A 19813-nucleotide genomic window follows, 5' to 3' on the forward strand; every position below is an offset into this window, starting at 1 on the left:
GGCTCTCGGAGACCAGCTCAAGAAGGCCGATCGGCAGGTTCTCCGCGGTGTTGAACGTGAACGCGGCCAGCATCAGGGCCGCGAGCACCGCCGACCGGCGCCATCGCACGGCTCGCGCCGTGGTCGTGCGAGTCCCTGCCGAATCCGCCCGCGGCATCCGCTTCGCAGCACTGTCCATGGGGTCACCACACCGGACTCACCGGCAGCGACGCAAGCCGATCGTCCGCCGTCCCGCTATTCCTGGCGGGGCGCGCCGACAGCCGCGGCACCTCGCCGCGTTGTCGTCGACCAGGGCCGTGTGGTGAGGGCTTGGGCGTATCCGTCGAGCGCGGTCGAGGAGGAGTGTCCCGTCCGGTCGGTCGTGGAGCGGTGCCGCTGCTGTCAGGAGGACACGGCCAAAGCCAACGAGGCGACGGCGGTGGCGAAGCAGAAGCCGGGAAACGCGAGGTTGTAGAGCACGCGGGCACGCAGGTGGAAGGCGAGCGCGCCCAGGTAGAGCAGGACGAGACCGCAGGCCGCTGCGACACCGAGGGGACGCAGTGTCGCGTCGAAGAGGCCGAGAAGGAGGCCCGCCGCTCCGGCCAGCTTGAGGGCGGCCAGCCGGGGCAGCCAGGATCGGGGCACACCGACCTGCGCCGAGTTGGCCAGCACGAAGCGGGCCCCGGCGAGGTCGGCTGCGGCGATACCGATGTTGACAGCGGCGGTGGACAAGGTGACGACGAGGAATACGAGCTGGGTACCGGTCATGCCTTCAGGGTCCGCAGGCGCTTCGGCGCCGTCCAATACCTGCTTCTATAACCTGGTGGCATGGACGTGGACACGCGCCTGCTTCGGTACTTCACCGCAGTGGCGGACGAGGGCAGTCTGACCGGGGCGGCGAAGAGACTGTTCGTCTCGCAGCCTGCGCTGACGAAGCAGATCCGGCGCTTGGAGGGCGATCTCGGAGTACCGCTCTTCGCGCGCTCGCGGTCCGGGATGGTGCTGACCGAGGCCGGTCGAGAGCTCGCCGCGCGGGTGCCCGCACTGCTGAAGGGCTGGGACGAGGCGGTAGAGGCAAGCTGCCGGGCGGCGCGAGTGCTGCGTCTGGGCTTCCTGGACGCGGGCGCCGTGGGCACCGTCCACGAGGTCATCGCCGAGTTCCGCCGGGCGCAGCCGGAGTGGCGGGTGGAACTGCGTCAGTTCGACTGGTCGGACGCGAGTGCCGGTCTGGCCCGCGGCGAAGTGGATGCGGCAGTGGTGCGTTTGCCGTTTCCGGGTCAGGAGGGGCTGAACGTACGGGAGTTGTTCGTCGAAGAGCGTGGGGTGCTCATGCCGGCTCGGCATCCGCTGGCGAACAGGGGGACGGTGGAGTTCCGGGAACTGTGGGACGAGCCCTTCGTCGCGGCCGGAGCCGAGACCGGGGCCTGGAGGGAGCACTGGCTGGCGGCCCAGGAGCGGGAAGGGAACCCCGTCCGGGTCGGTGCCGTCACCAGCCGGCCCGACGAGTGGCTCGGAGCGGTGGCTGCCGGCTGCGTAGCACTGGCCCCGGCGTCGACAGCCCGTTTCTACTCCCACCCGGACGTGGTGTTCCGTCCAGTCCGTGGGGTCTCACCGAGCCGGGTGGGGCTGGCCCGGCCGAAGGGCCGGACGCGCGAGGCGGCGCTGGATGAGCTGCTGGAGGCCATCGTGCGGCGGTTGGGCCGCAGCTGACGACGGGGCCGGGGGACGGCGGCATGCCGCCCGGCCGGATCGGTGCGCTCCCGGCGGCAGCAGCCGCGACGACGGGGGCTCGCCCAGCACCAGGGGACCCGTGGCGACCCCCTCGGCCGTGTGCGCGCAGGCCGGGGCCGCCGACCGCGCCGCCCCGACCGCACTCAATGTTCGATGGACGTCACGCAACCTTCCGTTCTGTGCGTGGGTGAACCGGCGCCTCGGGCGGGAGGAGGGATCTGCCGAGATCCGTCGTTCGCGGGGCTCCGGAGCATCGCCGGTCCGCCGTCATCGGTGGGCGTCTTTTCCGCGCCGGCACGGGGAGCGTTCCCGCATCCGGGTTACGCCAGAGGCGGGTGCGTGTGCGCCCTCATGCGGGCCGGGTGGTGATGGTGCACAGGCGCTTGGTGGCCCGGGTCAGGGCCACGTACAGGTCCCTCTCCCCGCCGGGGCGTGCCGTGATGATCTCCTCGGGGTTCAGGACGACGACCCCGTCGAACTCGAGGCCGCGTGCCTCGGACGCGGGCACGACGCGTGCGTGGTCGCTGATGCCGTGAGCCGCCAACCGGCTCACGGCAGTGTCCGCGCAGATCACTCCCAGGAGTTCGTCCGGATGCGCGGTGCTCTGGGCGCGCAGTTCCTCCACGACGGCCGCGACCAACCCGTCCCCATCTGTGGCCACGGTGCGCGGGCTGTCACCGCTGCGCAGTGACCGTGTGGGCCGCTGGTCCGGAGCGATCCGCGCGAGCAGGTCCCGGACGCTCTCCAGGATCTCCTGCGTGGTGCGGTAACTGACCGTCAAGTCGTGCAGTTTGAACCGCGTCCCGACATGCGGCCCCAGGGCTTCCTTCCAGTCGCGTGCCGTCGTGGCCGGGCCCGACTGGGCGAAGTCACCCACCAGCGTCATCGCTCTCGCCGGGCAGCGGCGGACGATCATCCGCCACTGCATGGCGGTCAGTTCCTGCGCCTCGTCGACGACGACGTGCCCGTACGTCCGCTCGGGCGGGCCGTCGACCAGGCTCGCCGCCTCGTCCAGCAACGGTACGTCCGCATCGGTCCACGGCGCGTCCGGGGCGCGCAGGAGAAGGGACCGCTCCTGCGGAGACAGGGCCGGCAGGCACGCGGCCAGGGCGTCGGCATCCGCCAGCAGCGCGTTCACGAGGCTGCCGGGTACCAGCCTCGGCCACAGCGCCTCGACCGCCCGGTCGACACCGACGTCGTCGAGGAGATCGGCGCCGATGGCGTCCAGGTCCAGCTCATGAACCGGACCCGGGGCGGCGGCCCCCTCGGCACGGCGCTGGGCGACCCCCGTGAACCGGTCGAAGTTCAGGCCCGTCATCTGCTCGGCATCGGCGTCGATCTGTTCCAGGAGGTCGCCCATGTCCCGTTGCATCGCGTGGGTGACTGCGTCGACCAGGAGTTCCTTGAACGCCTGGCGTGCGGGGTTGTGGCCGGATGCGGCCGCCAGGGCGGCGGCGCGCGCGGTGGCGACCTCCTGCTCGGAGAGGTGGACCAGGTCCTGCCCGACCCGGACGGTGAAGTCACCGGCGGGGGCCTGGTGGGCTCGCAGCAGGCCGGCCAAGGCGTCCGCGAAATCCGGGCCGCCCTTGAGGCGCGCCGTGCCGAACGGCTCCACCGCGTCCGGGGACACTCCGGCGAGTTCCTGACAGGTCGCCAGATCGACGTCGTTCTCCCCGAGCGAGGGAAGGACCTGTGAGATGTATTCGAGGAAACGGGCGTTGGGGCCCACCACGAGGACGCCTTCGTCCGCGGCGCGCGGGAACGCGTAGAGGACGTAGGCCGCCCGGTGCAGGGCGACCACCGTCTTGCCGGTGCCGGGCCCGCCCTGCACCACGGTCACCCCGCGGTGGGCGGAGCGGACGATCTCGTCCTGCTCGGCCTGCAGCGTCGCGACGGCCGCGTGCATCCTGCCGGTACGCCGTGCCGACAGAGCCTCGGTCAACGGGCCGTCCCCCACGACGTCTTCGTCCGTCGGGGCGGACCCGTCGAGCAGTTCGTCGCTCACCGAGACGACCGTGCGCTCCTCGATGCGCAGGTGCCGGCGCCGCCGCAGATCCATCGAGTGGACCGGTGTCGCCTCGTAGAAGGGCCGCGCCGCGTTCGCGCGCCAGTCCACGAGCAGCGGCAGATCGTCCTCCTCCGTGTGCAGTCCGATGCGCCCGATGCGCAGGGCCGTGCCGTCCGTCCAGTCGATGCGCCCGAAGACCAGCCCCTTCTCGGCGCCTGACAGCCGGCCGATCTCCTTGGTCAGACGGTCGGCGGCGATCTCTCTCTCGTACGCCTCGCCGGCACCGTCCGCAGGGGCCTTCAGCACACTCGCCCGGTTCGCTCGCGCCTCGGAAAGCCGCTCGGTGAGCAGCTCGTACAACGAGGACACGTAACCTTGCTCCGATTCGACCGCACGCGCGGCAGAATCATTTATGTTCGGCAACAAGGACTCCTTCGATTCGAGCCGAACCATACGGCCAAATTTCCTCAAAGATAAGTCTTGACTTACTTGTTGCGCCTATGTCCCTGAGGGTCGTCCCGCAATTCCTGGCGGGTTCGCGACGTCGGATGCCGCACCTCGCCGCGTTGTCGGAACATCGCGTTTCGGAAGTGTGCGGACACTCCTCCGCCCTGCGATGCACCGCATCCGGCGTCGCGCAGAGATCCGCCACGAATTGCGGGACGGCCCTTGCGGCTGACCGCGCTCCGTGCCATGCAATCCGTCGTCTCCCTTGAATACCGGTGATGCTTTCCCGTGCGCTGGAGAAAGGCAGAGAGTTCACGGGAGAGGTTCACGGGCCGGGACGGAGCCGGCCTGGACTTTTGTGCGTGCACCGGCGACCGCCGTGATCCGGTGGTGCGACGCGGCGAGTCGGGTGATGATCCCACCGCCGTGTGCGGCCGGGATGCCGGACCTCGGCGACTCGGCAAGCTGACTCGGCAGGGACGACGAGAGCGATGGTCCTGCCCGGCCCATGCCGTCGGCGGGACGGACTCCAAGACCCAACGAGCTCATGCCGGGACGTCAACGCCGGCCTGGCAGCAACCCGACCCCGGGCCGCATATCGACTGTCACCGTTACCTTTCCCCCGGCGGACCCTTACGGGGGCCAGCCCCACCACGGAAGCAGGGGGAATACCCCCTGCTCATCGGGATGGTGGCGTCATGGCTGCCGGATGCATCCCTTCCTTAAGTTTCTTCGGGTAGGCGCACCCGTCCAGAGAGCTGGAGATGCCATGCCCCAGGCGACCACCACCGCCACCGCCACCGACCCGTCCGGAGCGGGGGCCGCGGTCTCCGTCCCCGCGTTCTCCGCCGCACCCGGGACAGGGCCGGTTCCGGAGTCCGTACCCGCCGCCCGGAGGTACCTCACCACCGGGACTGACGGCGGCAGCGACTTCGCGCCGCTCCTGAGGGCCGTCAAGGGGCAGGGGCTGCTGGTCCACCGCACCGGATGGTACGCCGCGGGGATCGCCGTGAACGCGCTCGCGCTGGCTGCGGTCGTCACCGGTATCGAACTCCTCGGCGACACCTGGTGGACGCTGCTCCTCGCGGGTCCGCTGGCCGTCCTGTGGACCCGTACCGCCTTCGTCGGACACGACGCGGGACACGCACAGATCACCGGGAACCGCAGGGCGAGCCGGATCATCGGTCTCGTGCACGGCAACCTTCTCCTCGGCATGAACGAGGCGTGGTGGAACGACAAGCACGTGCGGCACCACGCCAACCCCAACCACGTCGACAAGGACCCCGACGTCGGGGTGGGAGCCCTGGTCTGGACCCAGAAGCAGGCGGCCCAGCGGGAAGGTTTCGCCCGCTGGCTCACCCGTCATCAGGCACGTCTCTTCTTCCCCATGCTGCTGCTGGAGGGCATCGCGCTGAAGGTCTCCGGGTTCCAGTTCCTGCGTCGGCAGCCCGGCCGCGAGGGCGTGCTCTCGGGGTTGCTGATGGTCGCCCATCTCGCCCTCTGGGCAACCGTTTTCCTCACCGCCATGCCGGCCGGGAAGGCGGTCGTCTTCGCGCTGGTGCTCCACGCACTCTTCGGACTGCACCTGGGGATGGCGTTCGCCCCGAACCACAAGGGCATGGAGATGCCCGACCCGGACGGTGACCGCTGGGGCCATCTGCAGCGCCAGGTCCTCACCTCCCGCAACGTGCGGGGTGCCGTCCTCACCGACTGGTTCCTCGGAGGGCTCAACTACCAGATAGAGCACCACCTCTTCCCGAGCATGCCGCGCCCGCACCTGCGCCTCGCCCAGCCGCTCGTCAAGGAGCACTGCCGCCGGATCGGGATGCCCTACACGGAGACGGGGCTCGTCGAGTCCTACCGCCAGGGCCTGGCGCACATGCACGAGGTGGGCGAACCGCTGCGGTGACCCGGGGGACAGGGACTGAGCCGTCGGCGAGGGAACCCATCGCGCCCTGTGGGCGTTGTCATGAGTGAAGCGGCTCCGTGGAGCGGAGGAGGCACCATCATGTCGAACGGCGCGAAGATCGTCATCGGGGGAGTGGTCGTGGCAGCGGTCCTGATCCCGTTCATCGGGTTCTGGTGGGCGCTGCTGGTCCTGATCGGGGTGCCCACCGCGGGTTACCTGCTGCTCGATCCGTCGCAGCGGCGCAGAATCCGGCGCATCAGAGGCAAGGAGCTGGGACGTTGAACGGCACGGTCGTAGCGGTCAGTCGCAGCGGTGAGTACACCTTCACCAAGCCGGTCCGGCAGAGCATCACCCTGCGGACCGGACACGGTGTCGAGGGCGACGTCCACGCCGGCGTGACCGTCAAGCACCGCAGCAGGGTCGCCCAGGACCCGACGCAGCCCAACCTTCGCCAGGTTCACCTGATCCAGCAGGAACTCTTCGACGAACTGCGTGCCGACGGCTTCGACCTGGCCCCCGGCGACCTCGGGGAGAACGTCACCACACGCGGCCTGGACCTGCTCGCCCTGCCGGAGGGGACTCTGCTGCACCTGGGAGACCAGGCAGTCGTGGAGGTCACCGGTCTGCGCAACCCGTGCCTTCAGATCGACGCTTTCCGAAGCGGCCTGCTCAAGCGGGTCGTCGGGCGCGACGAGGCGGGACGCGTGGTCCGCAGGGCCGGGATCATGGGAGTGGTGGTGGACGGCGGACCCGTGCGGGCCGGAGACACCGTCCGCGCCGAACCGCCCGTCGGGCCCCACAAGATGCTCGACCGCGTCTGACCTCCGAGTCCTGTCGCGGGGCCGCGCGCCCTCAAGAAGGCCGGGTGGCGAGCGCGTCGAGTGCGGAGAGGAGCCCGCGGAGCTGCGGACCCCGCACTACCTGCATCACCTCGCCCGGCGTCTCGTCCAGCAGGACGAAGGCCATGTCGTCGGTCCGGGCGACCAGTGACCAGCCGGGCCCGTCGACCCGCAGTGTCCGGGCGTCCGAGGTGGCGAAAGCCGACCTGATGCGACCCGGTGGCGGCGGCGAGTCGAGATAGTCGCGCGCCTCCTCCAACACCTTGCGCACGCCGGGATGTCCCTTCGCCCCCGGGCTCTCGGGCTCCCGGGACGCGGACACTCCGGGCGCGGGGGTGATCGCGTCCACCTGCTCGCGCCACGACCCCCATCGCGAGGCGATCTCGTCCGCGCCCATCCGTCGTTGCACCGGGCCCCAGTCGCTGTCGGAAGGCGGCGTCAGAAGCAGTTTTCCGCCCGATCCGTCCTCGGTGGGCTCCGGGTCGTAGGGGGCGGGTACGTCCGGCGCGGCCACGGCGAGGGCGAGGGGCCAGCCCGGCAGTGCGCCGACGACCGTGCGGTCGTCGGGTGAGAGTTCCTGTGCGATGCCGCAGTCCCAGGCCGCGATGGCGCCGGCGACCAGGGTGACGTCCTCGGTCACCACCGTCCAGCGGGCCCCCGTGCCGTCCTGGCCGAGCACGAGTCCGTACCCCTCCTCGTACGGTTCGAGGGCGAGCGCCCGGCACGCGGCCGGATAGTCGTCGCCCAGCACGGTGGGAAAGCTCGCCGGGGTCAGCAGGAGCGCGGTCAGCACGTACAGCGCATCGTCTTCGGCGGGGTGCGTGTCGTCCGTCCCGGCCACGGTGTCCTCCTTCTGTCCCGATGATCGTCCGTCGCCCTCTTCGGCTTCGTCGGCGCACCCTAACCACCCGGTAACCCCGCCGTCGAGACCTCGCGCGGCGGACGATCGCCGACTTCGGGATCCGGCGGCCACCCCGGGAGCCGGGGCCGCGCCGCTTCCCCCGCCGTAGAGTGAGGGTTCCGGACCGACGGAGGGACGCGGACGTGCAGAGGTACGACCGGCTGAAAGAAATCCAGAGCCTCGATCCCGAGAGGGACTTCCTTCGCATCTACCGCCTCTCCGTCACACTCGAATTCCCCTGGGACGTCACCCGGGCGCTCGAACTGGCCCTGTACCGCACCTATGCCGTGCCTGGCATCGGACGACTGCTCGCGACGACGGCAGAACTGACGGACCGTTCCCAGAAGCGCTACGACGACACGGCGCTCCTGCTCGACACCGTGGTGGAGCACGGGTTCGACTCCGAGGAAGGACGTACGGCGCTCCGCCGGATCAACGGCATGCACCGCAGCTACGACATCGCCGACGACGACATGCGGTACGTGCTCTGCACCTTCGTCGTGGTCCCGAAGCGCTGGCTGGACGCTTACGGCTGGCGCCGGCTGTCCGCCCACGAGCGCCAGGCGAGCGCCGTCTACTACCGTACGCTCGGCGCCCACATGGGGATCAAGGACCTGCCCCACACCTACGAGGAGTTCGAGGAGACCCTCGACGCGTACGAGAAGGCCCACTTCGGGTGGGACGCGGGCGCGAGAACGGTTTCCGGCGCGACGCTGGACCTGATGGCCTCCTGGTACCCCGCGCCGCTGGCGCGGCTGGTGCGCGGGGCGAGCCTCGCGCTTCTCGACGACGCGCTGCTGGACGCTTTCCGCTACCGGCGTCCGGGCGCCTTCGCGCGTGGCCTGACCAGGGGTGCGCTACGGCTCAGGGCGCGGGCGGTCCGGCTGCTTCCGCCACGTTCCCGGCCGCACTACGCCCGCCAGAACCCGGAGATCAAGGGTTACCCGGACGGCTACGACGTGGCCGCGCTCGGCACCTTTCCCGTGCCGGGAGTCCGCGGCTGCCCGGTGCCGCACCACCGCGCGTCAGACGGTGCCGCCGCCGAGTGATTCCAGTCCAGCCGGCGAAGCTCGGCCTGGCTGGTCGCTCGCCGACCCCGTGGGGCTGTACCGCTCCGCGGCCGGGCTGGTGCGCGGGACCGAGCCGGCCGTGCGGCAGATGCTGATGGCCTGCCCCGCGGAGCGCGTCTCCCTCCAGGGCGCTGAGCGGCGAGCCGGCGGGGCACGCGGAACTGGCGCACACGGGCGTGCGGGTGGAGACCGTCCCCGGCGCGGGACACAACGTCATGGCGGACCGCCCCGACGCGTTCGCGGCCGGCGTCGCGTCTTCAGCCGAGTGCACGGAGCAGTCGGTGTGAGGAACGCCGGGGCCGTCCGCGCGGTGGAGCCGGAGCGCTCACGGCGTGCGGTGGGCGAGGGCGAGGAACCGGTTCTCCTCGTCGGTGTACGAGTCCATGTGCCACCCCGAACGGGCCAGCAGCAAGCGGAGGTTGGGCTCGGCGCGCAGGTCGTCCCCGGTGAGAGCGCGACCGTGCCGTGCGGCGAGGGCGGCCCTGCCGATCGGGTGGAAGAGGGCGAGCCGGCCGACCGGCCGCACCACACGGGCCAGCTCTCGCAGACCGGCCTCCGGGTGGGCGAGATGGGACACCAGTCCCGCCCCGAACACGGCGTCCAGCACCGCGTCGCGCAGCGGGACGCGCGCGACGTCGGCGAGCAGCAGCGCGGCGTTCCGGTCGCGTCCGGCCCGCACCGCCTCCCGGAGCATCGCGGGTGTCAGGTCCGCGCCCAGGACCGTACCGGTTGGGCCGACCGCCTCGCGCAGGACCGGCAGGGCCCTCCCCGTACCGCAGCCCGCGTCGAGAACCGCGTCCCCGAGGCGGAGCCCGAGGAGGCCTACCGCCGAAACATAGGCGGGGCCGTCGTCGGGGAAGCGGCTGTCCCAGCCGGCCGCTCGCTCGGTGAAGAAGTCACGTACGTGTGTCTGCTCATCGCTCATGTGTACATGATCGCGGTTGGATGGCCGGAACGGGGCTGTGGGAGGAGTGAGTTCGCGGTGAGCCGGGAAGACTGAGAAAAGCCGCGCGTAGTGGGGACATCCGAGCGGCGCGATCATTTTCGGCGCGTTCATGATGACCGCGGCGGCGCTCGTCGGCTGGCTTTGAGCGACAGAATCGGCCACTCTCCGATCGCATCGGAACGGCGATCCGCCATATTCCGCGAATTTCGAAGTGTGCCCCCGGCGGGTACCGCTCGGCGGGCTAGCGTCCCCGATCTATGGGACACCTGGACCACGCCACCTTCGGCTGGCTGACACCCGTGCTGTCGTACGCGATGGCATCGATCGGCGCGGCGCTCGGCCTGCGGTGCACCGTGCGCGCTCTGCACACCACCGGCCGTTCGCGGCGCAACTGGCTTCTCACCGCGGCATCCGCCCTCGGCACCGGTATCTGGACGATGCACTTCGTCGCCATGCTCGGCTTCGGGGTCACCGGCACCGACATCCGCTACGACGTCGGCCTGACCCTATTCAGCCTGATCGTCGCCATGGTGGTCGTCGGGATCGGTGTCTTCGCCGTGGGACACGGACGCAACCGGGAACGGGCTCTGCTGGCCGGCGGGCTCACCACCGGCGTCGGCGTCGCGAGCATGCACTACCTCGGCATGGCCGCCATCCACCTGCACGGCGAGGTCCACTACAACCCCGTGATGGTCGCGGTCTCCGTGGTGATCGCCGTCGTCGCCGCCACCGTGGCGCTCTGGGCGGCCCTCAACATCCACACACCCGGAGCCGTGATACTCGCCTCCCTCGTGATGGGCGCCGCCGTCAGCTCCATGCACTACACCGGGATGGTCGCGGTCGGCGTCGAGGTCGCCCCGTCCGCCGCACCCCTGACCGGGGCCACGGCCATGCAGTTCATCTTCCCCCTCACCGTCGGGCTCGGCTCCTACCTCTTCCTCACCTCGGCGTTCGTCGCGCTCTCCCCCACGGCGCGGGACGCCGACGCCTACGCGTTCGCCTCCGCCGAGCGCGCCAGGCACACCGACCGGCTCACCACGCCGGGCGACCCGTCCGCCGTCGGCGACCCGTCCACGGCCGCCACCCTCTGACTTGTCGCCGCACCAGCCCCCGACCACCCCTTTCCCGACCGGAACCGACCGGAACGAGGAGGCCATGCGCCCACTCCGTACGACCCAGGCGCCCGGCGCCCAGGACGACCGGCCCATACCCCCGGTGCGGGGCCGGCGCGCGCACGCGGGTCCCCCGGCCGACGAGCGTGTCGTGCTCGGCGCCCGTCCGCGGCGCACGCAGGATTCGTCCGGCCGCCGGAGCACCTGGTCCCTGCGGCCGCGCACCGTACGGGCCAAAGTGCTCGCCCTGCTGATGGTGCCGGTCGTGTCCCTGCTGGCCCTGTGGGGGCTCGCGACCGTGACGACCGCTCAGGAGGTGTCACGGCTGCGCCAGGCGGAGCGGGTGGACGCCACGGTGCGTACCCCGGTCCGGCAGGCCGTCGACGCGCTCCAGGCCGAACGGAAGGCCGCCCTCGTCCAGTCCGCCGCACCGGGCGAGGGTGCCGCCGCGACCCTGGAGACCCGCGCCGCCCGCACCGACGGAGCGCTCGACCGGCTGAGGATGGGCGAGGACCACACGGTCGCGGACACCGGCGGCCTGCCCGCCGGCCTCGCCACCCGCATGGACGTCTTCCTCTCCCGCGCCGACGGCCTCCGCTCCCTGCGCGGCCGTCTCCTCGCCGCCCCGGGCCCCGGCGCGGACAGCGACACCGGCCGGGACAGCGCCTACCTCGCGTACACCGACGCCATCAGCGCCGCGTTCGGAGTGCTCGGAGCCCTCACCGGAATCCAGGACGCCGAAACGGGTTCCGGGGCACGGGTCCTGCTCGAACTCGCCAGGGCGGACGAGATGCTGGCCCGCGAGGACGTCCTCCTCACCGTGGCCTCCCGGACCGGAATGCTCGACGGGCGGGCGCTGCTCCGGTTCACCGGAGCCGTCGAGGCGCGGCGGTCCTTCACGGAGACGGCCTCCGCCGATCTCCCCGCAGCCGGACACGATGCCTGGCAGGACCTCGCCGCGGACAGCACGTACCGCGCCGTCGAGAGCGCCGAGGACGCGGTACTCGCCGCACGGCCCGGTGCCCCGGCCGCCCGCGCGGTCCCTGCCGATGCCTGGGCTCTGGCGGGCGGCCCCGTGCTCACGCGGATGCGCGCTGTCGAGGCCGCCGCGGCGGACCGGCCGACGGGCCCTTCGGATCCGCTGACGAGAGGACTGACGAGTCCCGACGGGGCAGCGGTCCTGTTCGGGTTCGCCGCCGTGGCCGCCGCGCTCGTCATCTCCGTACGCATCGGGAGCGGCCTCGTCGTGGAGCTGGTGAGCCTGCGCGACAGCGCCCTCGCCCTCGCCCGCCGCGAGCTGCCGCGTGCGATGGAACGCCTGCGGGCGGGCGAGAAGATCGACGTGAAGGCCGAATCGCCGCCGCGCAGACCCTCGCAGGACGAGATCGGCCAGGTCGGCGAGGCACTCGACATCGTGCACCGTGCGGCGCTCAGCGCCGCGGTGGAGCGTGCCGAACTCGCCAGCGGCATCGCCGGGGTGTTCGTCAACCTCGCCCGCCGCAGCCAGGTCCTGGTCCACCGCCAGCTGAACCTCCTGGACGGCATGGAAAGGCGGGCCGACGATCCCGGCGAACTGGCCGACCTCTTCCGCCTCGACCACCTGACCACCCGCATGCGCCGGCACGCCGAAAGCCTGATCATCCTGTCCGGCGCCGCCCCCGGACGGGCCTGGCGCAGGCCCGTACCGCTCACCCAGGTGGTCCGGGCGGCGGTCTCGGAGATCGAGGACTACGCCCGGGTGGAGGTGCGCCGCCTCGCCGACGTCTCCGTGACGGGCGCCGCGGTCGCCGACCTCACCCACCTGCTCGCCGAACTCACCGAGAACGCCGCGCAGTTCTCGCCGCCACACACCAAGGTGCGGATCACCGGCGAACCCGTGGGCAACGGCTACGCGATCGAGATCGAGGACCGGGGCCTCGGCATGGGCGGGGAGCTCCTCGCGCAGGCCAACAAGCGCATCGAACAGTCCGAGGCGCTCGACCTGTTCGACAGCGACCGGCTCGGGCTCTTCGTGGTGAGCCGGCTCTCCTCCCGCCACCGGATCAAGGTGGGGCTCCGCACCTCCCCGTACGGCGGCACCACAGCGGTGGTCCTGCTGCCGACCAGGCTGCTCCACGACGACCCGCCGGAGAGCGCGGAGCCGGGCGGCCCGCCTCCGCGGACCGCCATCCCCGCGCCGACCGCCGGGGGCGAGAAGCCCGTGCCGCCGGAGGCTGTCACCGACCGCGAACCCGGGGCCTTCCCGCCACCCGCCGCGGTCCCCGATCCGGTCCCTGATCCGGGGGGAGACACCCGCGGGACGCCCGCTCCGGTCACCGCGCTCCGGCGCCGGCCCCGTACGCCGGCCGCCGGCCGGGCCCCCGAACGCGGCCACCCCCGACCTCCCCTCAAGCAGGCCGCGGCCGAGTCCCCTGAGCGGCCGCCGTCGGCCGACGGCGACGAGGAGCTCCCCCGCCGCGTCCGGCAGGCGCACCTGGTGCCCCAGCTCCGCGAGGGGCAGGCCCGGCCCTCGCGGGAACAGCGGACCCAGGACGTCGGCGGGTCCGTCGAGCGCACGCCCGAACAGGTCCGGGACCGTATGACCGCCTACCGGGACGGATGGCGGCGCGGTGGCGGTGCCGCCCCGGGCCCGGTGGCGGTACCGCCACCGGCGGTGCCCCCCGCGCCCGGCCCGGCGGCCCACCCCATCGACGTAGGAGACCCCGGATGATCGCGAACGTGAGGACGGAATTGAACCACCGCTCGGGCGAACTGGACTGGCTGCTGGACGATCTGGTGAAGAGGGTCGCGGAGGTACGCCACGCCGTCGTCCTCTCCGGCGACGGACTGGCGGTCGGCGCGTCCAGCGTGCTCAGCCGCGAGGACGCCGAACACCTGGCCGCCGTCGCCTCCGGCTTCCACAGCCTGGCCAAGGGCGCCGGCCGTCACTTCGGGGCGGGCGGGGTGCGCCAGACGATGGTGGAGATGGACGACGGCTTCCTGTTCGTCGTGGCGGCAGGGGAAGGATCCTGCCTGGCGGTGCTGAGCGACGCAGTCGCGGACATCGGCCTGGTCGCGTACGAGATGGCACGCCTCGTCAAGCGGGTCGGCGAGCACCTGAGGTCACCGGCACGGCTCGCTCAGCCCCCCGCAGCGGGCTGAGGGGCGGGAGGAAGACGGTGCGCATGTCCGACGACACCGAAGCGGCCTACGGCGGCCGGGGCCTGTACGGGTTGCACGACCCCTACCGGGACCGGGAGATGGGCACCGGCGCGGACGCCCTGCGCGGAAGTCAGTGGTACGACGCGGACGCGGGGCCGCTGGTACGTCCGTACGCCGTCACCGGGGGGCGTACGGAACCCGGCCCGAGCGGGGTGCGGTTCGACCTCATCGCTCTGGTCGCCGTCGACGACGCGTCCGACCGCGACGCCGAGACGATGCTCGGTCCGGAGCACCGGGCGCTGCTCGCCCTGTGCCAGGACGAGACCCAGTCGGTCGCGGAGCTCGCCGCCGACGCCGATCTGGCGGTGGGCGTGGTGCGGGTGCTCCTGGGCGACCTGCTGGAGGGCGGCCACGTGACGGTCAGCCGGCCCGTCCCGCCGGCGCAGTTGCCCGACGCGCGCATCCTGCGCGAGGTCATCGACGGACTGCGGGCCCTCTGACGGAGGCCCGGGCAGGGGTGAGGGGGTCCGGATCACGGAAGCCCGTCCCCTTCGGGCCGCGCCACCGGGGAGTTCACGACTCTCCGGTGGCCGTTCAGCGGAAGCTGTTCACTTCCGTGTCCGGCGCACCTGGGCGAGTTCGTCGTTCATCGCTTCGAGGAAACGGGCCACCGTGCGCAGCTCCGCCGTGTCGAACTGGTCCCGCGCCGCCCGGGTACTCTCGGCCAGTGGCCGGAAGAAGTCGCGGGCCACCGCCATCGCTGCCGCCGCGTAGTGGAGATGCACCACTCTGCGGTCGCCGCTGTCCCGGACGCGCCGGATGTGACCGGTCCGTTCCAGCCGGTCGAGGCAGGCCGTCACCGCGCCCGAGGTCAGGTTCAGCTGCTCCCGCAGCCGCCCCGGTGTCATGGCGGTGCCGGGCTCTTGCTGGTCCGCGTCGAGGATCGCGATGAGCGCCTGCACATCCGTGGGATGGAGGTCCTGCTCATGGGCGAATTCGTGTGCGATGCGGTTGAACTCGCTGTTCATCCGCCGCAGCAGCACCGCGAAAGTCTGGAGCCCGGCCGAGTCGTCGTCCGTGCCGTGGTCAGGGCCGCCCTCTGTGCTGCGCATGTGTCCAGGGTAATATCTCTCGATGATTGAGATAGTTGATCGTTGAGAGATGTGTCCGGCGCGTGTCGGGCCGTCATACGCGGCGCGATCCGGGGAACGTGTCCCGCCTCTCGGCGCCGCCGTGTCGCACCACACTCTCCTCGTACCTCCGTCTCTCTCCGCACCGCCTCGTACCTCCGCAACAGCGCCTCGACGCGAGCCCTGCCGCCTCGAAGCGAAAACCTCGCAACCATGTCCGGTCGTTACGAACACGTCGACTCCAGGGGAAGCAATGACGTCCGCATCACGGCACCGCACCCTCCGATGGCTGGTGCCCGCAGTACTCGTACTCGTCTGGCTCGGCATCGGGGGAGTGTTCGGCCCCTTCGCCGGGAAGCTCGGCGAGGTCTCCACCAACGACCAGGCCGCTTTCCTGCCGCGCAGCGCCGAGTCGACCGAGGTCGCCGAGGAGCAGAAGGCGTTCCAGAAGTCCGGCACCATGCCCGCCATCGTCGTCTGGACCGGCGCCGACGGCGCGCTCCCGGACGGCGCGGCCGACGCCGCCACCCGCGCGCTCTCCTCGCTCCGGGGCACGCCCGGTGTCGAGGGAACCCCCACCCCCGCGCTCCCCTCCGAGGACGGCCGGGCGCTCGAAGGCATCGTCCAGCTCGAATCAGGCCTCGGTGACGCCCTGCCCGGCACGCTCGACCGGGTGCGCGACGCGGCCCGGTCCGTGTCCGGCACCACGGTGGGCATCGCCGGGCCCGCGGCGGCCCAGGCAGACCTCAAGGACGCCTTCGGGGGCATCGACGGCCTGCTCCTCGGCGTGGCCCTCGTGGCCGTCCTCGTCATCCTGCTGCTGGTCTACCGCAGCCTCCTGCTGCCCTTCCTGATCATCCTCAGCGCCGTCTTCGCCCTCGGGCTCGCCTGCGCGATCGTGTACGTGCTCGCCGACCACGGCGTCGTACGCGTCGACGGCCAGGTGCAGGGCATCCTCTCGATCCTCGTCATCGGCGCGGCCACCGACTACGCGCTGCTGCTCACCGCCCGGTTCAGGGAGGAACTCACCCGGGGCGTGGACCGGGCGGCAGCCGCGCTCGCCGCCCTACGGCGGTCGGCGGGGGCCATCACGGCGAGCGCGGCGACCGTCGCTCTCGGGCTGCTCGCGCTGCTGCTCAGCGATCTGACGAACAACCGGGCGCTGGGACCGGTCGGCGCCATCGGGATCGTCTGCGCCGTGCTCTCCACCCTGACGTTCCTGCCGGCGGTCCTGGTACTCACCGGCCGCGCCGCCTACTGGCCGGCCAAGCCCCGTCCCGCGGACGCGGCCACCGGCGGACACGGTATCTGGCGGCGCGTCGCCTCCTTCGTGGACCGCGCCCCCCGCAAGGTCTGGGCCGGTACCCTGCTCCTCCTGGTGGTGTGCGCCGTCTTCGCGCCCACCCTGAAGTCGCAGGGTGTGCCGCTGGACGAGACCTTCGTCAACGACGCGCCGTCCGTCTCCGCCCAGGCCACGCTCAGCGAGCACTTCCCCGGCGGGTCCGGGAACCCCGCCGTGATCATCGCCCGGGCCGACCGTACCGACGAGGTCGTCGCCGCCGCCGGGAAGACCGAGGGGATCGCGTCCGTCACCCCCGTCACCGAGTCCGGGCGCCCCGGCGACGGTGCCCCGATGGTCGTCGACGGACGGGTACGGATCGACGCCACGCTGAAGGCCGAGGCCGACAGCGACGCCGCCAACGCGACGGTGAAGGGGCTGCGCGAGGCGGTCCACGCCGTTCCCGGCGCACAAGCCGCCGTCGGCGGGTACTCCGCGCAGCGGCTCGACACCCAGACCACGGCCGCCGAGGACCGCGCGCTCATCGTCCCGGTGGTGCTCGCGATCATCCTGGTCATCCTGATGGCGCTGCTCCGCTCGGTCCTGTTGCCCGTGCTCCTGGTCGCCACCGTCGGGCTCAACTACCTCGCCACCCTGGGCGTCTCCGCACTGGTCTTCCAGCACGTGTTCGGCTTCAGCGGCACGGACGCCTCGGTTCCGCTGTACGGATTCGTCTTCCTCGTCGCCCTCGGCGTGGACTACAACATCTTCCTGATGTCCCGGGTGCGGGAGGAGTCCCTGTTGCACGGCACCCGCGAGGGGGTGCTGCGTGGCCTGATCACCACGGGTGGAGTCATCACCTCGGCGGGCGTGGTGCTGGCCGCGACCTTTGCGGCGCTCCTCGTCATCCCGCTGGCCTTCCTGGTGCAGATCGCCTTCATCGTCGCGTTCGGCGTTCTGCTCGACACCCTGGTGGTGCGGTCGCTGCTGGTGCCCGCGCTGGTGCTGGACATCGGCCCGGTGTCGTGGTGGCCCGACAGGCGCATGACGACGGGGCGGCGTGAGAGGGAGGTGGAGCGCGAGGATACGCGCTCCTGAGTCCCAGGACCGGGCCGTTCGCATTGGTACGAACCAATCTGGCCGGAAGGGATCATCATGCCCGGGCCCACCTGCTCGATTGATGTCGCCATACGCGCATCCTGTGACCACCTTCCGGCCGCAACGATCAAATTGCGTTTGCCCGCCTCGGCCGGCCGACCGGCTTGTCATGCTGCTCTCGACCTGACCGGCACATGTGCCGGGACATACTCGACCGAGTCCGAAGGGGTGCGCCCGATCCGCGTGGGCGCCCCCGGCAGCTCATGGGTGGGAGAAGTGATCGATGTCCTCCGAGCACGCAGGCGGTGCAGTCCGTGAAGACGGTGACGGGGTGGGCGCGGACGGGGTGAACGCGGACGGAGACGCGGCGTCGGGGGAGGCCGGTGGCGAGAACACCGAGAACACCGAGAACACGGCTCTCGCCCTGAAGATCCTGGTCGCCGGAGGGTTCGGTGTCGGAAAGACCACCCTGGTCGGTGCCGTCAGCGAGATCCGCCCGCTGCGCACCGAGGAGTTGCTCAGCGAGGCCGGGCAGACCGTCGACGACACCGGAGGCGTGGAGCGCAAGACCACGACCACGGTCGCGATGGACTTCGGCAGGATCACCATCCGCTCCGGGCTCTCCCTCTACCTGTTCGGGACGCCGGGACAGGACCGCTTCTGGTTCCTGTGGGACGAACTGTCGCAGGGAGCGCTCGGCGCCGTCGTGCTCGCCGACACCCGGCGGCTGGAGGACTGCTTTCCCGCCGTCGACTACTTCGAGCACCGGCGTATCCCGTTCGTCGTCGCCGTCAACTGCTTCTCCGGAGCCCGCTCCTACGGCGAACAGGACGTGTCGCTCGCCCTCGACCTGGACCCCGGGACGCCGGTCGTCCTGTGCGACGCGCGGGACCGCGCCTCCGGCAAGGAGGTACTGATCAGGATGGTCGAGTACGCCGGGCGGATGCACACCGCCCGGCTGCTCGACTCCGTGGGTCAGTAGGCCCGTTCGCGGGTCCGTCCCCAGGCACGATCGCAGTCCGCTCGCAGGCCCGGGAGCAGTGCCGACCGGTGCCGCGAGGGTCCTCAGTCGGCGATGTCGGCCATCGAGACCACCTTCTCGATCCGGACCCGTACGAGCATTTCGCCCGGGACCGCGTTGCGGCGGCCGTACTCCGCCGCGGCGTCCGCTCCCATGTACCGGGCGGCGATCCGGGTCGCCCAGGTCAGCAGATCCTCGGGGTCCTCGCTGAGCCCGGCCCGCCCCTGGACGACGGCGAACGAGAACGGCGGCCGGTCGTCGTCCACGCACAACGCCACCCGGCCGTCCCGCGCGAGGTTGCGTCCCTTCACCGTCTCCTTGCCGGTGTTGAAGACCAGGTCCTTTCCGTCCAGCAGGAACCAGACGGGCGCGACGTGGGGACTCCCGTCGGCCCGCACGGTGGACAGCTTGCCGGTGCGGGTCCCCGCCGAGAGGAACGCCCGCCACTCTTCCTCAGTCATGTGGTGTGCCATGGGCCCATCCTGCGCTGCCGGCCCGCGAGTGGCGCGAAGCGACGCCCCGTAACCCATGCGCCGCTTGCCCGCAGGGGAGGTGTGCGCAAGGCTTACGCGCGACGAGGGGTACGGGGCAGTGCAACGGGGAGGGTACGCATGGCGTTGGACCGGGGACTCGACTGGCTTCTCGACGATCTCACCAGCAGGGTGGAGCACATACAGCACGCCTTGGTGCTCTCGAACGACGGACTGGTGACAGGAGCCAGCACGGGACTCGTCCGGGAGGACGCGGAGCACCTGGCGGCGGTCTCCTCCGGGCTGCACAGCCTGGCACGCGGCTCGGGGAGACACTTCAAGGCGGGCAGAGCACGGCAGACGATGGTGGAGTTCGACGAGGCGCTGCTGTTCGTCACCGCTGCCGGGGACGGAAGCTGCCTCTGCGTCCTCACCGCTGCGGAAGCCGACGTCGGTCACGTGGCCTACGAAATGACCCTGCTGGTCAACCGGGTCGGTGAACACCTCGGCGTGGCCGTCCGGCAGGAAGACACCTACCCCTTCTGAACAGCCGTCGGCGCGCCGCCCGTGCACCGGGACGTCGGCCCGGCCCGGCGCGGGGAACCGGCAACGGTTCACCTGCGGTCGGACACGTGCTCCACGTGTGCCGCGAGCAGCCCGGCGGTCCCTCGCGACCGAGCGCTTCGAGCCAATTTCGCTCCCGCCCCCGTTGGAGGGTGAACACCCCACGAG

At 71.5% G+C, this 19813-nt stretch carries 18 protein-coding genes; 12 read left to right on the forward strand and 6 right to left on the reverse strand.

Translation table 11 applies throughout. The features are described from left to right. Positions 1–381: 381 nt before the first annotated feature. Positions 382–747, reverse strand: a complete 366-nt coding sequence (locus tag ACFWEP_RS11415) for a DoxX family protein (RefSeq protein ID WP_387368830.1) — start codon at positions 745–747, stop codon at positions 382–384. A 60-nt stretch (positions 748–807) separates the two neighbouring features. Here ACFWEP_RS11415 and ACFWEP_RS11420 point away from each other — a divergent pair, with 60 nt between their 5' ends. After that, positions 808–1689 carry a LysR family transcriptional regulator gene (locus ACFWEP_RS11420; RefSeq protein WP_387368832.1) on the forward strand — a complete coding sequence of 294 codons (882 nt, stop codon included), beginning with the start codon at positions 808–810 and terminating at the stop codon, positions 1687–1689. Positions 1690–2059: 370 nt separating this feature from the next. Here the strand turns inward: ACFWEP_RS11420 and ACFWEP_RS11425 are convergent, their stop codons facing one another. Beyond that, positions 2060–4087, reverse strand: coding sequence for a HelD family protein (locus ACFWEP_RS11425; protein ID WP_387368834.1), 2028 nt, complete (start codon positions 4085–4087; stop codon positions 2060–2062). Between the two features lie 847 nt (positions 4088–4934). On the opposite strand from ACFWEP_RS11425, the gene ACFWEP_RS11430 reads away from it, so the two are divergent. From ACFWEP_RS11430 to ACFWEP_RS11440, 3 genes are all read left to right on the forward strand, one after another. Then, positions 4935–6074 carry a fatty acid desaturase family protein gene (locus tag ACFWEP_RS11430; protein WP_387368836.1) on the forward strand — a complete coding sequence of 380 codons (1140 nt, stop codon included), beginning with the start codon at positions 4935–4937 and terminating at the stop codon, positions 6072–6074. A 99-nt stretch (positions 6075–6173) separates the two neighbouring features. Next, the gene (locus tag ACFWEP_RS11435) at positions 6174–6356 is read left to right on the forward strand and encodes a hypothetical protein (RefSeq protein WP_387368838.1); all 183 of its coding nucleotides are present in this window, start codon (positions 6174–6176) and stop codon (positions 6354–6356) included. Then, positions 6353–6895, forward strand: coding sequence for an MOSC domain-containing protein (locus ACFWEP_RS11440; RefSeq protein WP_387368840.1), 543 nt, complete (start codon positions 6353–6355; stop codon positions 6893–6895). Before ACFWEP_RS11435 ends, ACFWEP_RS11440 begins: the two co-directional genes overlap by 4 nt. Before the next feature lie 31 nt (positions 6896–6926). Here the strand turns inward: ACFWEP_RS11440 and ACFWEP_RS11445 are convergent, their stop codons facing one another. Beyond that, complete coding sequence (locus tag ACFWEP_RS11445; RefSeq protein ID WP_387368842.1) at positions 6927–7754, reverse strand: hypothetical protein; 828 nt, start codon at positions 7752–7754, stop codon at positions 6927–6929. Between the two features lie 203 nt (positions 7755–7957). Between ACFWEP_RS11445 and ACFWEP_RS11450 the strand changes: the two genes are divergently transcribed. Then, the gene (locus ACFWEP_RS11450) at positions 7958–8863 is read left to right on the forward strand and encodes an oxygenase MpaB family protein (protein WP_387368844.1); all 906 of its coding nucleotides are present in this window, start codon (positions 7958–7960) and stop codon (positions 8861–8863) included. Between the two features lie 346 nt (positions 8864–9209). On the opposite strand, the gene ACFWEP_RS11455 is transcribed toward ACFWEP_RS11450, so the two are convergent. Then, a complete protein-coding gene (locus ACFWEP_RS11455) occupies positions 9210–9809 on the reverse strand; it encodes a class I SAM-dependent methyltransferase (protein ID WP_387368846.1) in 600 nt (199 codons plus the stop codon). A 278-nt stretch (positions 9810–10087) separates the two neighbouring features. On the opposite strand from ACFWEP_RS11455, the gene ACFWEP_RS11460 reads away from it, so the two are divergent. From ACFWEP_RS11460 to ACFWEP_RS11475, 4 genes are all read left to right on the forward strand, one after another. Then, positions 10088–10921: an MHYT domain-containing protein gene (locus tag ACFWEP_RS11460; RefSeq protein WP_387368848.1), complete on the forward strand. Its 834-nt coding sequence runs from the start codon at positions 10088–10090 to the stop codon at positions 10919–10921. A 64-nt stretch (positions 10922–10985) separates the two neighbouring features. Continuing rightward, entirely contained in the window at positions 10986–13652 is a 2667-nt protein-coding gene (locus tag ACFWEP_RS11465) for a nitrate- and nitrite sensing domain-containing protein (protein ID WP_387368850.1), read from the forward strand. Then, positions 13649–14083, forward strand: a complete 435-nt coding sequence (locus ACFWEP_RS11470; RefSeq protein WP_387368852.1) for a roadblock/LC7 domain-containing protein — start codon at positions 13649–13651, stop codon at positions 14081–14083. The genes ACFWEP_RS11465 and ACFWEP_RS11470 overlap by 4 nt, the downstream gene beginning before the upstream one ends. 98 nt (positions 14084–14181) lie before the next feature. Further along, the gene (locus tag ACFWEP_RS11475) at positions 14182–14583 is read left to right on the forward strand and encodes a DUF742 domain-containing protein (RefSeq protein ID WP_387368868.1); all 402 of its coding nucleotides are present in this window, start codon (positions 14182–14184) and stop codon (positions 14581–14583) included. Between the two features lie 108 nt (positions 14584–14691). Here ACFWEP_RS11475 and ACFWEP_RS11480 read toward each other — a convergent pair whose 3' ends face one another. Beyond that, on the reverse strand, positions 14692–15195 hold the full coding sequence (locus ACFWEP_RS11480) for a MarR family winged helix-turn-helix transcriptional regulator (protein WP_387368854.1): 504 nt from the start codon (positions 15193–15195) through the stop codon (positions 14692–14694). 271 nt (positions 15196–15466) lie between these two features. Here ACFWEP_RS11480 and ACFWEP_RS11485 point away from each other — a divergent pair, with 271 nt between their 5' ends. Further along, positions 15467–17590, forward strand: coding sequence for an MMPL family transporter (locus tag ACFWEP_RS11485; RefSeq protein ID WP_387368856.1), 2124 nt, complete (start codon positions 15467–15469; stop codon positions 17588–17590). Between the two features lie 283 nt (positions 17591–17873). Beyond that, a complete protein-coding gene (locus ACFWEP_RS11490) occupies positions 17874–18572 on the forward strand; it encodes an ATP/GTP-binding protein (RefSeq protein WP_387368858.1) in 699 nt (232 codons plus the stop codon). Positions 18573–18655: 83 nt separating this feature from the next. Here ACFWEP_RS11490 and ACFWEP_RS11495 read toward each other — a convergent pair whose 3' ends face one another. Beyond that, positions 18656–19084: a PPOX class F420-dependent oxidoreductase gene (locus ACFWEP_RS11495; protein ID WP_387368860.1), complete on the reverse strand. Its 429-nt coding sequence runs from the start codon at positions 19082–19084 to the stop codon at positions 18656–18658. A gap of 138 nt (positions 19085–19222) precedes the next feature. Between ACFWEP_RS11495 and ACFWEP_RS11500 the strand changes: the two genes are divergently transcribed. Further along, the gene (locus ACFWEP_RS11500; RefSeq protein WP_387368862.1) at positions 19223–19627 is read left to right on the forward strand and encodes a roadblock/LC7 domain-containing protein; all 405 of its coding nucleotides are present in this window, start codon (positions 19223–19225) and stop codon (positions 19625–19627) included. Positions 19628–19813: the final 186 nt, after the last annotated feature.

The sequence above is a fragment of the Streptomyces sp. NPDC060198 genome (assembly GCF_042728415.1).
Classification (GTDB): Bacteria; Actinomycetota; Actinomycetes; order Streptomycetales; family Streptomycetaceae; genus Streptomyces.

Bases quoted from the DNA above. Each gene is read 5' to 3' on its own strand.
- ACFWEP_RS11480 (WP_387368854.1), bottom strand. From the start codon at position 15,195: ATGCGCAGCACAGAGGGCGGCCCTGACCACGGCACGGACGACGACTCG.
- ACFWEP_RS11470 (WP_387368852.1), top strand. From the start codon at position 13,649: ATGATCGCGAACGTGAGGACGGAATTGAACCACCGCTCGGGCGAACTG.
- ACFWEP_RS11465 (WP_387368850.1), top strand. From the start codon at position 10,986: ATGCGCCCACTCCGTACGACCCAGGCGCCCGGCGCCCAGGACGACCGG.
- ACFWEP_RS11455 (WP_387368846.1), bottom strand. From the start codon at position 9,809: ATGAGCGATGAGCAGACACACGTACGTGACTTCTTCACCGAGCGAGCG.
- ACFWEP_RS11415 (WP_387368830.1), bottom strand. From the start codon at position 747: ATGACCGGTACCCAGCTCGTATTCCTCGTCGTCACCTTGTCCACCGCC.
- ACFWEP_RS11500 (WP_387368862.1), top strand. From the start codon at position 19,223: ATGGCGTTGGACCGGGGACTCGACTGGCTTCTCGACGATCTCACCAGC.
- ACFWEP_RS11460 (WP_387368848.1), top strand. From the start codon at position 10,088: ATGGGACACCTGGACCACGCCACCTTCGGCTGGCTGACACCCGTGCTG.
- ACFWEP_RS11430 (WP_387368836.1), top strand. From the start codon at position 4,935: ATGCCCCAGGCGACCACCACCGCCACCGCCACCGACCCGTCCGGAGCG.
- ACFWEP_RS11490 (WP_387368858.1), top strand. From the start codon at position 17,874: ATGTCCTCCGAGCACGCAGGCGGTGCAGTCCGTGAAGACGGTGACGGG.
- ACFWEP_RS11475 (WP_387368868.1), top strand. From the start codon at position 14,182: ATGGGCACCGGCGCGGACGCCCTGCGCGGAAGTCAGTGGTACGACGCG.
- ACFWEP_RS11485 (WP_387368856.1), top strand. From the start codon at position 15,467: ATGACGTCCGCATCACGGCACCGCACCCTCCGATGGCTGGTGCCCGCA.
- ACFWEP_RS11420 (WP_387368832.1), top strand. From the start codon at position 808: ATGGACGTGGACACGCGCCTGCTTCGGTACTTCACCGCAGTGGCGGAC.
- ACFWEP_RS11495 (WP_387368860.1), bottom strand. From the start codon at position 19,084: ATGGCACACCACATGACTGAGGAAGAGTGGCGGGCGTTCCTCTCGGCG.
- ACFWEP_RS11435 (WP_387368838.1), top strand. From the start codon at position 6,174: ATGTCGAACGGCGCGAAGATCGTCATCGGGGGAGTGGTCGTGGCAGCG.